Origin of the sequence: Gaiella sp., from assembly GCF_035558935.1 — a bacterium.
Lineage (GTDB): Bacteria > Actinomycetota > Thermoleophilia > Gaiellales > Gaiellaceae > Gaiella.
The window spans coordinates 1-15,619 of record NZ_DATMBZ010000103.1 but is presented as its reverse complement, the minus strand read 5'-3'; the positions used below and the strand labels follow the sequence as shown (position 1 = coordinate 15,619).

Annotated in this window: 14 protein-coding genes; 5 read left to right on the top strand and 9 right to left on the bottom strand. The window is 70.8% G+C overall.

The annotated features are described in order from the left end of the window. Positions 1-33: 33 nt before the first annotated feature. Entirely contained in the window at positions 34-1,830 is a 1,797-nt protein-coding gene (locus VNM44_RS10105) for a maltotransferase domain-containing protein (protein ID WP_325625750.1), read from the bottom strand. Between the two features lie 26 nt (positions 1,831-1,856). On the opposite strand from VNM44_RS10105, the gene VNM44_RS10100 reads away from it, so the two are divergent. Beyond that, on the top strand, positions 1,857-3,041 hold the full coding sequence (locus tag VNM44_RS10100) for a 4-alpha-glucanotransferase (protein ID WP_325625749.1): 1,185 nt from the start codon (positions 1,857-1,859) through the stop codon (positions 3,039-3,041). 19 nt (positions 3,042-3,060) lie between these two features. Here the strand turns inward: VNM44_RS10100 and VNM44_RS10095 are convergent, their stop codons facing one another. Next, positions 3,061-3,270 (bottom strand): hypothetical protein, encoded by a 210-nt coding sequence (locus tag VNM44_RS10095; protein WP_325625748.1) that lies wholly within the window; start codon positions 3,268-3,270, stop codon positions 3,061-3,063. Positions 3,271-3,361: 91 nt separating this feature from the next. Further along, positions 3,362-3,658 (bottom strand): hypothetical protein, encoded by a 297-nt coding sequence (locus VNM44_RS10090; protein ID WP_325625747.1) that lies wholly within the window; start codon positions 3,656-3,658, stop codon positions 3,362-3,364. Positions 3,659-3,679: 21 nt separating this feature from the next. Here VNM44_RS10090 and coxB point away from each other — a divergent pair, with 21 nt between their 5' ends. From coxB to VNM44_RS10070, 4 genes are all read left to right on the top strand, one after another. Next, complete coding sequence (gene coxB, locus VNM44_RS10085; RefSeq protein WP_325625746.1) at positions 3,680-4,666, top strand: cytochrome c oxidase subunit II; 987 nt, start codon at positions 3,680-3,682, stop codon at positions 4,664-4,666. Continuing rightward, positions 4,650-6,296, top strand: a complete 1,647-nt coding sequence (gene ctaD, locus VNM44_RS10080) for a cytochrome c oxidase subunit I (RefSeq protein WP_325625745.1) — start codon at positions 4,650-4,652, stop codon at positions 6,294-6,296. The genes coxB and ctaD overlap by 17 nt, the downstream gene beginning before the upstream one ends. Continuing rightward, complete coding sequence (locus VNM44_RS10075) at positions 6,293-7,510, top strand: heme o synthase (protein ID WP_325625744.1); 1,218 nt, start codon at positions 6,293-6,295, stop codon at positions 7,508-7,510. Before ctaD ends, VNM44_RS10075 begins: the two co-directional genes overlap by 4 nt. A gap of 123 nt (positions 7,511-7,633) precedes the next feature. Beyond that, complete coding sequence (locus VNM44_RS10070; protein ID WP_325625743.1) at positions 7,634-8,374, top strand: inositol monophosphatase family protein; 741 nt, start codon at positions 7,634-7,636, stop codon at positions 8,372-8,374. A gap of 5 nt (positions 8,375-8,379) precedes the next feature. Here the strand turns inward: VNM44_RS10070 and VNM44_RS10065 are convergent, their stop codons facing one another. From VNM44_RS10065 to VNM44_RS10040, 6 genes are read right to left on the bottom strand one after another with little or no spacing between them, the layout of a single operon-like run. Then, positions 8,380-9,225 carry a glucose-6-phosphate dehydrogenase assembly protein OpcA gene (locus tag VNM44_RS10065; RefSeq protein ID WP_325625742.1) on the bottom strand — a complete coding sequence of 282 codons (846 nt, stop codon included), beginning with the start codon at positions 9,223-9,225 and terminating at the stop codon, positions 8,380-8,382. A 9-nt stretch (positions 9,226-9,234) separates the two neighbouring features. Continuing rightward, positions 9,235-10,734, bottom strand: a complete 1,500-nt coding sequence (gene zwf / locus VNM44_RS10060) for a glucose-6-phosphate dehydrogenase (protein WP_325625741.1) — start codon at positions 10,732-10,734, stop codon at positions 9,235-9,237. A 6-nt stretch (positions 10,735-10,740) separates the two neighbouring features. Beyond that, positions 10,741-11,844, bottom strand: coding sequence for a transaldolase (tal, locus tag VNM44_RS10055; RefSeq protein ID WP_325625740.1), 1,104 nt, complete (start codon positions 11,842-11,844; stop codon positions 10,741-10,743). Between the two features lie 14 nt (positions 11,845-11,858). Continuing rightward, positions 11,859-12,314: an RpiB/LacA/LacB family sugar-phosphate isomerase gene (locus VNM44_RS10050; RefSeq protein WP_325625739.1), complete on the bottom strand. Its 456-nt coding sequence runs from the start codon at positions 12,312-12,314 to the stop codon at positions 11,859-11,861. After that, on the bottom strand, positions 12,311-14,317 hold the full coding sequence (gene tkt / locus VNM44_RS10045) for a transketolase (RefSeq protein WP_325625738.1): 2,007 nt from the start codon (positions 14,315-14,317) through the stop codon (positions 12,311-12,313). Before tkt ends, VNM44_RS10050 begins: the two co-directional genes overlap by 4 nt. 31 nt (positions 14,318-14,348) lie before the next feature. Beyond that, complete coding sequence (locus tag VNM44_RS10040) at positions 14,349-15,584, bottom strand: FAD/NAD(P)-binding oxidoreductase (RefSeq protein ID WP_325625737.1); 1,236 nt, start codon at positions 15,582-15,584, stop codon at positions 14,349-14,351. Positions 15,585-15,619: the final 35 nt, after the last annotated feature.

Genomic DNA, 15,619 nt, shown 5'->3' with positions numbered 1-15,619 from the left:
TCTGCTTCGCCGCCGCAACTGCGTCCCTGCCGCTCACCGAGCGAGCTCCAGCACGTGCGCCTTGCCCGGGCCGAGGCGGACGTAGTTCCGCGCGCCCCAGTCGTATGTCTCGCCCGTCAGCCCGTCGACGACGTCGACGCGCTCCGGGAGGCCGAGCTCGGCGGGGATGACGCAGACGCCGTCGTGCACAGCGAAAGGGTCGAGGTTGACGACGACGAGCACGACGTCCTCGTCGAGCGCGCGGGCGTACCCCAGGAGATGGTCCGTCTCCGTCTCCAGCCACGTCAGACGCTCGAGACCCGCTCCGGTGAGCGCGGGATGGGCGCGCCGGATGTCGTTCAGCCGCTTCACGAGCGGCAGCAGCACGCCGTCGAGGCGCCGCTCGCGCAGCTCGTACTTCTCGGAGTCGAGGTACTCCTCGGTCCCGGCCCGAACGGGGACGTTCTCGCAGGCCTCGTACCCGGAGTAGATCCCGTAGCTCGGCGACAGAGTCGCGGCGAGAACGAGGCGCAGCTCGAACGCCGGGCGGCCGCCGGTCTGGAGGGTCGCGTGGAGGATGTCCGGCGTGTTGGGCCAGAGGTTCGGCCGCAGGTAGAGAGACCACGACCGCAGCTGCTCGACGAGCTCGACGAGCTCCGCCTTCGTGTTCTTCCACGTGAAGTAGGTGTAGGACTGCGAGAAACCGGCCTTCGCGAGCAGGGTCATCGGGGCCGGACGCGTGAAGGCCTCGGAGAGGAACACGGTCTCGGGGTAGCGGCTGCGTACCTGGCGGATGAGCCACTCCCAGAACGGGATGGGCTTCGTGTGCGGGTTGTCGACCCGGAACACCGTCACACCCAGCCCGCACCAGTGCTCGACGACCTCGCGGATCGCGTTCCAGAGCCGCTTCCGGTCGCGCGTCTCCCAGTCGAGGTTGTGGATGTCCTGGTAGCGCTTGGGCGGGTTCTCCGCGTACTTGAGCGATCCGTCGGGACGGTGCTGGAACCACTCGGGATGCTCGCGGAGCCACGGGTGGTCGGGAGACATCTGGAGCGCCAGGTCCAGCGCGAGCTCCATCCGGTGCCGCCGGAGCTCGACGACGAGCTCGCGGAGGTCGCCCTCGTTCCCGAGGCCCGGGTCGATGGCGTCGTGGCCGCCCTCGGGAGAACCGATCGCCCACGGGCTGCCGACGTCGCCCGGCGCGGCCGCCTCGGCGTTGTTGCGGCCCTTTCGGTTCGTGCGCCCGATGGGATGGATCGGTGGCAGGTAGACGACGTCGAACCCGAGCGCCGCGAGCTGCGGCACGACCTCGGTCACGCCTTCCAGGCCGCCCCAGGAGCGCGGAAAGAGCTCGTACCAGGCGCCCGTCCTTGCCCGCTCGCGCTCGACGTCGACGTCGAGCGTCCCCGAGCGCGAGGCACCGTGACGCTCCCGGCCGCCCAGGCCCGGCGCGAGCCCGCGCCAGTCGTCGACCGGGCCGGGGCCGAAGAGCGCCTCTCCCTCGGCGAGCTCGCCGCTCAGGTCCTCCTGGCCGGCGGCGACCTTGCGGTCGTGCTCCTCGAGCCACCCCGCGTGCCGGTCGACCCACGCCTCGATCTCGAAGCGCCAGCGCCCGACGGCGTCGACCTCGAACTCCCCGGCGAAGCGGTCGTTGCCGAGCGCGGCGAGCGGCGCCTCGCGCCAGCGCCCCTTCGGACGCCGGTAGCGGACGACGGCCCGGAGCGTCTCGTGCCCGTCCCGGACGATCGTCGCGGAGACGTCGACGCGATCGCCGACGCACGCCTTGGCCGGCCAGCGGCCGCAGTCGACCTGCGGCAGGACGTCCGTGACGATGATCCGTTCGGCAGACACCCGCGGCACACGGTAAACAGTCCGCCGTGCTCCGGGAGCGGACACTCGGCGTCCAGCTGCACCCGACGTCGTTGCCCGGCGGCCGGCTGGGGCCCGACGCGTTCGCGTTCGTCGACTGGCTCGCAGACGCCGGCGCCCGTTGGTGGCAGGTGCTCCCACTCAACCCGCCGGACGAGTTCCACTCGCCGTACGCCTCGGACTCCGCGTTCGCGACCTGGGAGGGTCTCCTCGCCGACCCCGACGCACGCGTGGAGCCGAGCGAGGCGCGCGCGTTCAGGGCCCGCGAGCCGTCCTGGGCCGGCGACTGGGCGGCCTTCGCCGGCGACGGCGCAATCGAGGCCCAGGTGCGCTTCGAGCGCGAGTGGGGCGCCTTGCGCGCCCACGCCGCAGCGCGCGGCGTGCGGGTCATCGGCGACGTCCCGATCTACGTCGCCGTGGACAGCTGCGACCACGGTGCGCACCCCGATCTCTTCCTGCCGCTCGACCAGGTCGTCGCCGGCGCTCCCCCCGACGACCTGAACGACCTCGGGCAGCTCTGGGGAAACCCTCTCTACGACTGGGATGCGATGGCGCGGACGGGCTACCGGTGGTGGATCGACCGGATGCGCCGCGTCCTCGGGCTCGTCGACGTCTTCCGGATCGACCACTTCCGCGGCTTCGCCGCCTACTGGACCGTTGCCGCCGGCGCCGAGACGGCCCGCGACGGCTGGTGGTCACCGGGGCCCGGTGCGGCGCTGTTCCGCGCCGCGGAGGCGGAGCTCGGATCGCTCCCCGTGATCGCGGAGGACCTCGGCGTGATCACGCCCGACGTCCATGCGCTACGGGACGAGCTCGGCTTCCCGGGAATGGTCGTCCTGCTCTGGGCCTTCTCCGGCCCGCCGGACAACCCCCACCGGATCGAGAACCACCGGGAGAACCAGGTCGTCTACACGTCGACCCACGACACGGACACGCTTGCGGGCTACACCGGTGAGCCGGACGTCTGGCCGCTGATCGAGACTGCGCTCGCATCGCGCTGCGCGCTCGCGATCGTCCCGGCGCAGGACGTGCTCGGCCTCGGCAGCGCGGCGCGGATGAACCGGCCCGGAGAGCTCGACGGGAACTGGGCCTGGCGCCTCGAGCCCGGCCAGCTCACCGCGGCGCACGCGCGGCGACTTCGTGCCGCTGCCGAGGCGAGCGGGCGCGCTGGGACGTGTGGTGTCCGACTTTGAGTCGGACACCGAGTGTCGCCTAGAAGAGAATCTGGAGCGCTGTGTCCGGCGGGCAGCCGCGCTGGAGCAAGGAAACGGCGAGGTGGAGGTCGACGTCGCGGTCGAGCGCAAGCACGAGGGCGGCCTCCGCGTCGTAGCCGGCCGCGAGCAGCTGCTCGACGCGCCACGACGTCACTCCGTCCCGCTCACGCTCGGCGACCGACGGGGCTATCGGGGTTTGAATTGCCATCTCACCCGACATAACGCGCGAGATGTGTGGAGACCCTCAAGGGGCGTTAGCGCAGCGTTCCGGGGATGTTGCGCTCGCGTTGCGGAGCGGGTCAGTCGAGCTGCTCGAAGCGGAGCTTCGCGGCGACCGCGGGCCGGCCGTCCCGCTCGTACACCACGTCGACAGCGTCGTCCTTCCCGTACGAGCCCGCGATCCCGAACACCATCGACGTCCACCGGCCGACCCCGAGCCTCTCCTGGGCGAGCTCGCGCTCGAACACGAGGTTGCCGTCGCGGACGACGAAGTCGACGCCCTCTTGCTGCTCGACCCCGTTCAGGAACACCTGGAAGGGGCGTTGCACGTCGCCCGGCAGGCGGACGAAGGTCTCCCTGCGCGGCTCCTTGCTCACCTTCATAGAATGCCCGGAAGCGTGAGGCCGAAGCCCCTGGTCATCGTCGGCGTGCTCCTGGGCGCCCTGTTGCTGCCCGCCGCGAGCGCGTTCGCGGGCAACGGCGGCTTCGCACCGGTGCCGCCCGAGTCGCCGAACGCCGAGGGCATCCACCAGAGCTACCTCTTCATCTCGATCTTCGCCTTCGCGATCTTCCTGCTCGTCGAGGGCCTGCTGATCGCGTTCGTGGTCCGCTACCGCCGCCGCACGCGCCCGCGCAACCAGGACGGCGCGCAGATCCACGGCGCCAGCAAGCTCGAGCTCGCCTGGACGGTCGGGCCGGTGCTGATCCTCGCGGTCATCGCCACGTTCGTCTTCGTGAAGCTGCCCACCATCCAGGACGTCCCGGCCGCGAGCGCCGGCAACCGGAACATGGTCGTCGACGTGACGGGCACGCAGTTCACGTGGGAGTTCCGCTACCCCAACGGCGCCATCTCGATCGACCGGCTGCGCGCGCCGCTGGGACGCACGGTCGAGCTCCACGTGACCGCGCCCGACTGGGACGTGATCCACTCGTGGTGGATCCCGTCGCTCGGCGGCAAGATCGACGCGATCCCGGGCAAGCTCAACAAGACCTGGTTCTCGGCGAAGCGCACGGGTGTCTTCCAGGGCCAGTGCGCCGAGCTCTGCGGGCTCTATCACGCCAAGATGCTCGCGGACGTCGAGGTGATGCCCGCCGCCGAGTTCGACGCCTGGCTCGAGGAGCGAAGGTCGCAGCAGGAGGCGGGCACCTCACCGCTCGGACAGGAGCTGTGGGAAGGAAGCTGCGCGAAGTGCCACGGCGCCGAGGGTGAGGGCGGCTACGGCCCGCGGCTCACCGGGAGCGCGCTCGTGCAGAACGCGGACGCCGTCGCGACGCTGCTCCACAACGGTGGGATCCTGATGCCGTCCGTCGGGAGGGACTGGACGGACGAGGAGATCGCGGCCGTCACGAGCTACGTGAAGGAGAAAATTGGCAACCAGGGTTGAGCATCCCGTCGGGCCGGCGTGGCAGCGCGGCAAGGTCGCGAGCTGGCTCGTCACCGTCGACCACAAGCGGATCGGGATCCTCTACATCGGGACGGCGGGGTTCTTCCTCGCGATCTCCGGCTTCCTCGCGCTCCTGATCCGGACGCAGCTCGCGCAGCCCGACGGCCACGTCGTGACAGGCGACTCGTACAACGAGGTCGTCACGATGCACGGCACCGGGATGGTCTTCTTCGTGATGGTTCCCGTGCTCGCGGGTCTCGGCAACTTCCTCGTCCCGCTGATGATCGGGGCGCCGGACATGGCGTTCCCCCGGCTGAACGCGCTGTCGTACTGGCTGTATGCCTTCGCCGGGCTCGTCTTCTGCTTCTCGTTCCTGGCCGCAGGGGGTGCCGCCAACACCGGCTGGACCGCCTACCCGCCGCTCTCGCTCGCCGCACAGGGCAACGGACAGGACCTCTGGATCCTCTCGATCCACATCATGACCCTCTCGTCTCTGGCGGGCGCGATCAACTTCATCGTGACGATCCACAACATGCGCACTCGCGGCATGTCGTGGATGCGCATCCCGCTCTTCGTCTGGTCGATCGAGATCTACGCCTGGCTGCTCCTGCTCGTGCTGCCGGTGCTCTCGGCCGGACTCACCATGCTGCTCCTCGAGCGGCAGTTCCCTGAGACGTTCCAGTTCTTCCGGCCGGAGGGCGCCGACGGCGGGGGCGCCCCCATCCTCTTCCAGCACGTGTTCTGGTTCTTCGGGCACCCCGAGGTCTACATCATGGTGCTGCCGGTCTTCGGGATCATCTCCGAGGTGATCCCCGTGTTCGCGCGCAAGCCGATCTTCGGCTACAAGGCGGTCGCGTTCTCGACGGTGGCGATCGGCTTCTTCTCGATGCTCGTGTGGGCGCACCACATGTTCGCGGTGGGGATGCCGACCTATCTGAACATCTGGTTCATGCTCGCGTCGATGGTGATCGCGGTGCCGACGGGCATGAAGATCTTCAACTGGCTCGCGACGCTCTGGCGCGGGAACATCTCGCTCGACACGCCGATGCTCTTCTGTCTCGGCTTCTTGAGCGTCTTCACGATGGGCGGGCTCTCCGGCATCTACCTGGCCGCGTTCCCGGTCGACTGGCAGGTGACCGACACCTACTTCGTCGTGGCGCACTTCCACTACGTGCTCTTCGGCGGCTCGATGCTCGGCCTCCTCGGCGGCCTCTACTACTGGTGGCCGAAGATATTCGGGCGGATGCTCTCCGAGCGCCTGGGCAAGTGGGTGTTCCTGTTCATCTTCGTCGGCTTCAACGTCACCTTCTTCCCCCAGCATCTGCTCGGCCTGCTCGGAATGCCCCGCCGGGTCTACACCTACCGCGACGACGGGCTCTGGCACGCATACAACCTGATGTCGACGATCGGCGCCTACGTCATGGCCGCGGGCTTCCTTCTCTTCCTGCTCTCGATCGTGAAGAGCGTCAACGGCCGGCGGGTCGGCAACGACCCATGGCAGGCCGACACGCTCGAGTGGTACACGACCTCGCCGCCGCCGCCCCACAACTTCGACGAGGTTCCCTACGTGACGAGCGCCCGCCCGCTCTACGACCTGCGGCGCAGGCTGCGTGAGGCCGAGTCGACGTGAGGACCGACCGCGCACCCGGCCCGCTGCTCCGGCTGACGACGGCCGCTGCCGCCGCGGCCTCCGGGCTCGTCGTCGTCAGCGCCGCGCTCGAACTGGGTCGCGGCCACTGGGGAGCGGCGCTCGTGGCGCTGCCGCTGCTCGTCGCGGTGCTCGTCGCGTCCGTCGTCTCCTACCGCCGCCTCGTCGTGCCGGCGGCGACCGCCGTGGCCTCGATGCTGGCGGCGATCGCGACAGGCGGTCTGGTCGCGTGGCTGGACACGACATGGGCCGTCGCGATCCACGTCGCGGCCGCAGGCGGTGCGCTCGCGGCCTCGCTCGTGACGCTCGTCGTCTCGTTCCGCGGGGAGGCGCTGCCCTTCGGCCCCTGGCGCGACTACGTGACGCTGACGAAGCCTCGGATCATGTCGCTGCTCCTCGTGACCGGGGCCGGCGGAATGTTCGTCGGCGCGGGCGGGTGGCCGGGAGGCCGCGACCTCGTGGCGATGCTCCTCGGCCTCGCGCTCGCCTGCGGCGGCGCGAGCGCCCTCAACCACGTGATCGACCGCGACATCGACAAGCTGATGGGCTCGCGCACCGCGGCACGGCCCGTCGCCTCGGGCCGGGTCCCGGCGCCTCGGGCGCTCGAGTTCGGGCTCGTCCTCTCGGCGCTCTCGTTCGCGCTGCTGGCGTCGACCGCGAACGTGCTCACCGCGGTGCTCGCGCTCGTCGGCAACCTCTTCTACGTCGTCGTCTACACCGGCTACCTCAAGCGCTCGACCGACCAGAACATCGTCATCGGCGGCGCTGCGGGCGCGGTGCCGCCGCTCGTCGGCTACGCGGCCGCGACCGGCAGCCTCGCGCTGCCCGCGCTGTGGCTGTTCCTGATCGTCTTCCTCTGGACGCCGCCGCACTTCTGGGCGCTCGCGCTGATGATCAAGGAGCACTACGCGGCCGCGAACGTGCCGATGCTGCCGGGAACGCGCGGCGAGCGCGAGACGACGCGCCAGATCCTCCTCTACTCGCTCGTCCTCGTCGGCTTCACGATCGTCGTCGGCGTCTGGCTCGGCCCGCTCTACACCGTGGCCGCCGCGCTGCTCGGGGCGTACTTCCTCTTCCTCGCGCACCGCCTCCGCGCCGACGCCTCGAAGCGGAACGCCGTGCTGCTGTTCCACTACTCCCTCGCCTACCTCGCCCTGCTCTTCGTCGCTGCGGCGATCGACCCGCTGGTGGTGTAGATGCTCACGCCCGAGCTCGCCCGGAAGAACAACCGCCTCGGCCTCGCGCTCTTCGCGATCTTCGTGGCCCTCTTCGTCGGCGCCTGCGTCATCGCAGTGATCTACCTCCAGGTCGACTAGGTCGTGAGCCCCGACCTCGAGCTCGCGCTGCGGCTCGCGGACGCCGCGGACGCGATCTCGCTCGCGCGCTTCCGGTCGCGCGACCTCGTCGTCGAGACCAAGCCGGACCGGACGCCGGTGACGGAGGCGGACACGGAGGTCGAGCACGAGCTGCGCGCGATGCTCGGCACCGAGCGGCGTCGCGACGCAATCCTCGGCGAGGAGCAGGGCGCCTCGGGGAAGGGACGCCGCCGCTGGATTCTCGACCCGATCGACGGGACGCGGAACTACTCGCGCGGGATCCCGGTGTGGGCGACGCTGATCGCGCTCGAGGAGGAGGGCCGGGTCGTGCTCGGCGTCGTCTCCGCGCCGGCGCTGCACCGTCGCTGGTGGGCGGAGCGCGGCGGCGGGGCGCACGCGGGCGGCGACCAGGTGCACGTCTCGGCCGTCCGCAGGCCCGAGGAGGCCGTGCTGAGCTTCGCGCTCGAGCAGCCGCTCCCCGGTCTTGCGGCCCGTGCGTGGCACGCCCGGGCCTACGGCGACTTCTGGAGCCACATGCTCGTCGCCGAGGGCGCCATCGACGGGGCGATCGACGCGATCGGCGTCTCGGTGTGGGACCTCGCGGCCGTCCAGGTGATCGTCGAGGAGGCGGGCGGCAGGTTCACGGACTTCGCAGGGGAGCACCGGATCGACGGCGGCAGCGCGATCTCCTCGAACGGGCTGCTCCACGACACGCTGCTCGCGGCCGTGACGGGACGAGTGTAGGGGCACTACCGCGCGGCGGTGTGCACGGCCGCCTCGAACAGCGTGTCGCGCGAGAGCGTGTCGAGCTCGGCCGAGAGCAGGTCGCTTCCCGTCGGCGTGCCCGAGCGGGCGGTCGGCTCGATCGGCTCGCCGTCGACGAGAACCGTCGTCAGCAGGTCGGCGTTCCGGCGGGTGAGGGCCACCTCCCGGCGGAGCCGCGACCGGAGCCAGGCGGCGAGAAGCAGGGCGTCGGCGCGCGGGCCGTGGACGGTGAGCCGTTCCGCCTTACGGATCCCCGGCCAGCGCTGCGCGAGCGCGACGCGCCATGGCAACCCCCGTCTCCAGGCGAGGTCCGAGACCCCGATCCGCTCGAACAGCCGTGCGAGGTTGCCGTACGCGGACGGCAACCCGGTCCACTCGGACGAGTCGACGACGAGCCTGTCGCAGACGTCGACGAGGTCGGCGAGCGCCTGGCCGTTCCAGTCGGGACGACCGCGCCAGCGGCAGAACGCGGGCAGGTCGGAGATCAGGAGCGGAAGCACGATGGAGGCCGGATGGCGCGCGGCATCGCCGAAGAGCCGGAGCTCGATCACCTCCGAGAGGACCTCGCGGCCGTCCCGGATCGGGAAGTCCTCCACGGTCGCGTGCGCCTCGACGCCCGACCGTCGCCCCGCCACGGGGACGAGCAAGATCGTGCGCGCGGGGTGACGCTCGGCGAGGCCCGCCAGCACCCGCTTCGCCCGCGGGAGCCAGGGCGGGGGAACCCAGACGACATGCGTCATCGTGCTCGTGCGGAGCTCGGGCTCGCCGTCCGTCTCCTGCCGACAGCGCGCCCGTGCCAGCTTCCGCTCGACCTCCGCGACGACGCCCACGGCCGACCCTCAGTGCCTCCGCCAGGAGCGGCCGTCGCGATGCAGGAGCTCGTCGGCCTTCGAGGGGCCCCAGCTCCCGGCGGCGTAGTCGGGGAACACCGGAACGTCCCGGCTCCATGCGCCGACGATCGCGTCCACGAGCTTCCACTGCTCCTCCACCTCGTCCTCGCGCGTGAAGAGCGTGGCGTCACCGAGCATGGCGTCGAGGATCAGGCGCTCGTAGGCCTCGGGCACGCCCTCGCGGAAGGCGCCGCCGTAGAGGAAGTCCATGTGCACCGTCCGGATCGACATGCCGGCGCCGGGAACCTTCGCGCCGATCGCGAGCGAGACGCCTTCGTCCGGCTGGACGTGGATCAGCAGCACGTTCGGCCGCATCCCGTCGCCCGCGATCTCCTCGAACGGCGGATGGGGCGCGCGCTTGAACTGGATCGCGATCGTCGTCTCGCGGCGGGCGAGCCGCTTCCCTGCGCGTACGTAGAAGGGCGTGTCCGCCCAGCGCCAGTTGTCCACGTACAGCTTCGCCGCGATGTACGTGTCCGTCATGGAGCGGGGATCCACCCCCGGCTCTTCGCGGTAGCCGACGACCTGCTCGCCCTCGACCCAGCCGCGCCCGTACTGGCCGCGGACGACCGATTTCGGGCCCGGGGTGTGCATCGCGCGCAGCACCTTCACCTTCTCGTTGCGAACGGCGTCGGCGGAGAAGTCGATCGGCGGCTCCATCGCCGTGAGCGCGACGAGCTGGAGCAGGTGGTTCTGGAAGATGTCGCGGATCACGCCCGCGCGCTCGTAGTAGCCGGCGCGGCCCTCGATGCCGATCGACTCCGCGACGGTGATCTGCACATGATCGACCAGCTGGCGGTTCCAGATCGGCTCGAAGATTCCGTTCGCGAACCGCAGCGCCATCAGGTTCTGGACGGTCTCCTTGCCGAGGTAGTGGTCGATCCGGAAGACCTCGTCCTCCCGAAACCAGCGCTTCACCATCGCGCTCAGCTCGCGGGCCGAGGCGAGATCGTGGCCGAACGGCTTCTCGATGATCACCCTCGACCAGCCCTCGCGCTCGCGGCGCTCGCCGATCTCGCGCACGACGACGGGAAAGGCGACGGGCGGGACGGCGAGGTAGTGGATGCGGTTCCCCGCGGTCCCGCGGCTGCTGTCGACCTCGTCGAGCGTCTCGCCGACGCGGTCCTCACCCGCGTCGTCGGCGAAGTCCGTCGGGACGTAGCGAACACCCGCCGCGAGCCGGTCGAAGACGTCGGTGCGGAACGGGTCACGGGCGAACTGCTTCACGGCCCGGCGCATCGCTGTGACGAAATGTCGCGTCGTCTCCTCGGTGCGGGCGACGCCGACGACGGCGAAGCGCTCGGGCAGGAGATCCCGGTACGCGAGCGAGTAGAGCGCGGGGAAGAGCTTGCGCTTCGTCAGGTCGCCCGAAGCACCGAAGACGACGAGCGCGCAGGGATCCGGCTGCCGCCGGACCCCCAGACCCTGCGCGAGCGGGTTCGCCGCCACCCGTGCCTAGCGCGCCGCGACGACCGCGAGCTTGTCGGTGATGCCCTGCCGCAGCTCGTCGAACGAGTGGGAGAACTTCTGGACGCCCTCGTCCTCGAGCGTCGCCACGACGTCGTCGTAGTCGACGCCGGCCGCGGCCAGCTCCTCGAACAGCGCGTGCGCCTCGTCGAGACCCTCCTCGAGCGTGTCACGCACCTCGCCGTGGTCCTGGAAGGCCAGAACGGTCTCGAGCGGCATCGTGTTCACGACCTCCGGTCCGATCAGCTCCTCGACGTAGAGGACGTCGCGGTACGCCGGGTTCTTCGTCGACGTCGACGCCCACAGACAACGCTGGTTCCGTGCGCCCTTGCCTTCCAGGAACGCCCAGCGGTCGCCCGAGAACGCCTGCCGCCAGTGCTCGTATGCGAGCTTCGCGTTCGCGATCGCGAGCTTGCCCTGGAGGTCGGGGCGACCGATCTCCTCGAGCCGCCGGTCGGCCTCCGTGTCGACCCGCGAGACGAAGAAGCTCGCGACCGAGATCACCGAGGCGGCGTCGCCGCCGGCGGCGACGAGCCGCTCGAGGCCGCGCAGGTACGCCTCCACCACGGCGGCGTAGCGCTCGAGCGAGAAGATCAGCGTCACGTTGATGGACTTCCCCTTCGCGATGCAGTCCTCGATCGCTCCGAGCCCCGGCTGCGTGCCCGGGATCTTGACGTAGAGGTTCTTCCGGTCGACGTCCTCGTGGAAGCGCATCGCCTGGTCGTACGACGCCTCGCGGTCGTAGGCGAGCCGCGGGTCGACCTCCAGGGAGACGTAGCCGTCGACTCCACCCGTGCGCTCCCAGACGGGCGCCAGCAGGTCGCAGGCGTCGCGGATGTCCTCCTGCGCGAGCGCGAGGAAGAGCTCGATGGGGTCGTCGATCTCTTTTGCCGCGGTCTCGAGCTGCTCGTCGTACCAGTCGCCCTCGGCGAGCGCCTTCTGGAAGATCGTCGGGTTCGAGGTGACGCCGACGACGGCGTCCTCCTCCATCAGCCGGGCGAGCTCGCCCGTCTCGAGCATCTCACGCGAGAGCGAGTCGATCCAGACGCTCACGCCGTGCTCGCTCAGCTCGTGCAGCCTCGATGTGGCCATGTCGTGCCTCGCTTTCAGCCGTCGCGGAGCCGTTCCAGCTCCTCGACCTTCTCCAACCGTGCCAGATACCGTCCTTCGCCCGCGAACGCCGCGGTGAGGAAGCTCCGCACGAGCTCGCCCGCGAGCGACGGCCCCACGACCTCGGAGCCGAGGCAGAGGACGTTCATGTTGTCGTGCTCGACGCCCTGGTGGGCGGAGTACGAATCGTGGCAGATCGCCGCGCGGATGCCGGGGATCTTGCAGGCGGCGACCGACGCGCCCACGCCGGAGCCGCAGACGATCACGCCGCGCTCCGCGCGCGCGGAGCGGATCGCCATGCCCACGTCCTTCGAGATGTCGGGGTAATCGACGCGCACCGCGTCCGTGTCGACGCCGAGGTCGATGGCCTCGTGGCCGAGCGACGCGACGGCCTCGAACACCGCGTCACGGAGCCGCACCCCCCGGTGGTCGAAGCCGAGGGCGACCTTCATGCGAGGAGGCGCTCGACCGCGGCCGCGACGGCCCCGGCGGTGACGCCGAGCTCCTCGTAGATCCGCTCGGCCGGCGCGGAGGCGCCGAAGCGGTCGACCCCGATGCTCGCACCGCGCGGGCCGACCCAGCGCTCCCAGCCGAACGTGATCCCGGCCTCGACCGAGACGCGCGCCGTGACGGTCGGCGGCAGCACCTCGTCGCGGTAGCCCTGCGGCTGGGCGTCGAACACCTCCCAGCAGGGCAGCGACACCACGCGGACGTTCGCCTCCAGCGAGCGAGCGCCGTCGAGCGCGATCGGCAGCTCCGACCCCGTTGCGATGACGATCGCGTCTGGCTCGGCCCCCGGGTCGCGCTGCCAGAGGACGTAGCCGCCCCGGAGCGGCCCCTCGCGCGTGTCGGCGATGCCGTCCCCGCCGAGCACCGGGAGCTTCTGACGACTGAGCGCGAACGCCACGGGGCCGCCGTCCCGTTCGAGTGCGAGCCGCCAGGCGCCGACCGTCTCGTTCGGGTCGCCCGGCCGGACGACCCACAGGTTCGGGATCGCGCGCAACGACATCAGGTGCTCGACCGGCTGATGGGTCGGGCCGTCCTCGCCGAGCCCGATCGAATCGTGCGTCCAGACCCAGAGGACGTCGAGCCCGGAGAGCGCCGAGAGGCGCACCGCGGGCCGCATGTAGTCGGAGAAGACGAGGAACGTCGAGCCGTACGGCTTCAGCATTCCCGGCTCGAGGACGATCCCGTTCACGATCGAGCCCATCCCGTGCTCTCGGATCCCGAACGCGATGTTGCGCCCGGCGTGCGTCCGCGCGAAGACGCCGCCGCCCTCGAACTCGGTGTACGTCGACTCGGCGAGGTCGGCCGCGCCGCCGATGAGCGTCGGCGTGAAGCGCTTGAGCGCCTGCATCACGGTCTTGCCCGCCTGGCGCGTCGCGAGCTGCTCGCCGACCTCGAAGGTCGGGAGCGCGTCGTGCCAGCCGGCGCGCGGGCGGCGCTCGAGGTCGAGGTCCCGCTCCGCAGCCGCGTCCGGGTGCGCCTCCGTCCACGCGGCGAGGCGCTCCTCCCAGGCGCTGCGAGCGGCTGCGCCACGCTCCCGAACGCCGGCCATGTGCTCTCGGACGGCGTCGGGGACGACGAAGGTCTCGTCGGGATCGAAGCCGAGCACCTCCTTCGTCAGCCGCACCTCGTCCTCGCCGAGCGGGGAGCCGTGTGCCTTCGCCGTGTCGATCGCGTTGGGCGCGGGGTAGGCGATGTGCGAGCGAAGGACGATCAGCGAGGGCCGCTCGTTCTCCTCTCGCGCCGAGACGAACGCGCCGCGGAGCGCGTCGAGGTCGTTCGGGTCGTCGACGTGCTGGACGTGCCAGCCCTGCGCCTCGAACCGCTCACCCTTGTCCTCACGGGCGAAGCTGATCGACGTCGACCCGTCGATCGTGATGTGGTTGTCGTCGTAGACGTAGATCAGGCGGCCGAGGCCGAGGTTGCCCGCGATCGACGCGGCCTCCTGCGAGACGCCCTCCATCAGGTCGCCGTCCGAGCAGATGGCGTAGACCCACGAGTCGACGATGGCGTGTCGCGGCCGGTTCCAGCGCTCCGCGAGGAACGCCTGCGCGATCGCGAGCCCGACGCCGTTCCCGAAGCCCTGCCCGAGCGGCCCCGTCGTCGTCTCGATGCCCGGCGTGTGGTGGAGCTCGGGATGGCCGGGCGTCCGCGACCCCCACTGGCGGAACTGCTTCAGGTCGTCGAGCGTCAGGTCGTAGCCCGAGAGGTGGAGGGCGACGTACTGGAGGATGCACGCGTGCCCGGCCGAGAGGACGAACCGGTCGCGCCCGGGCCATTTCGGCTCGGCCGGATCGTGTCGCATCTCCTCGGCGTAGAGCAGGTACGCGACGGGGGCGAGCGCCATCGCCGTGCCCGGGTGGCCGGCGTTCGCCTTCTGCACCGCGTCCATCGCGAGCACGCGGATGGTGTCGATCGTGAGGCGGACGGGGTCGGTCGCGGCGCTCACCCGGCCAACACTACGCCGCGGGAGGGTTTCGCTACGCGACAACGGCCTCGGCCGGGCGGAGGTTCCCGTCGAGGAGGCGGGTCGGATCGTCGACCACGGGCTGTTCCCTGATCAGCTCCTCGAGCTCGGTCGCGACGTCCGCCGCCTGACCGTGGATCACGGCGCCGACGAGCTTGCCGTCCTCGGTGAGGTGGAAGCCGATCAGCCGGCCCTCGGCGAGCGAGCCGCGCAGGAAGCACTCGACGGATGGCTCGACGTCGCCGAGCACCTGGAGCTTGCGGCCGAAGAGCTGCGTGAAGAAGACCGGCAGCACGTCGTACGCGACTTTCGAGCCCGCCAGCTGCCGCCCGAGATGGGCACCCTGCGCGTCCGCGTTCGACCAGTGCTCGATCCGGCGCCGCCGTCCTGTCGTCGGGTCGGGATAGCGCGCGACGTCGCCGATCGCGTAGACGTCCGGGAGCGAGGTTCGGAAGCGCTCGTCGACGACGATGCCGTCGTCCACCTCCGCCCCGGCGGCCTCGGCGAGCTCGACGTTCGGGACGACACCGACCCCGACGATCGCGAGGTAGCCCTCGACCGTCCGTCCGTCGTTCGTTCGCGCGCCCGTGAGCAGCCTGCCGTTGCCGGTGAGCTCTTCGATCTGGGTCTCGAGCAGCACGTCGACGCCCTCCTCGCGATAGAGCTCGACGAGCTCCGCGGAGAGGGCGGGACAGCGCAGCTGCGGCATCAGCGTCGGGCCCATCTCGACCTGCGTGACGGCGAGCCCTCGGGACCGGAGCGACGCGGCGGTCTCCGAGCCGATGAAGCTGCCTCCGATCACGATCGCGGAGTGGGCCTCCTCCGCCGCGGCGGAGACGGCCTCCGCGTCGGCGAGCGACCGGTACGTGTGGACGCCGACGAGGTCGGCGCCCGGGATCTGGAGCGCACGAGGCCGGGCGCCCGTCGCCACGACGAGCTTCCCGTAACTCACCCGCTCTCCGCCGGCCAGCTCGACCTCGTGCTCGTCCGGGTGAATCGCCTCGACGGGCGTCTCCAGCCGGACGTCGACGACGGCCTCCTCCCACTCGGGCGGAGGCTGCAGCAGCGTGGAGTCGCGGTCCTGTTCCTTGCGGAGGAACCCCTTCGTGAGCGGTGGTCGGTGATACGGCGGGTCGGGCTCGGCGGACAGGATCGTGACGTCCGCCTCCCCACCGCTCTCCCGGTACTCGGCGGCGAGCCGACCGCCCGCGAGGCCCCCTCCGACGATGACGATCGAGTCGTTTGCCATGGTGGATCAGTACCCGATTCGTGTCGCGCCGACAC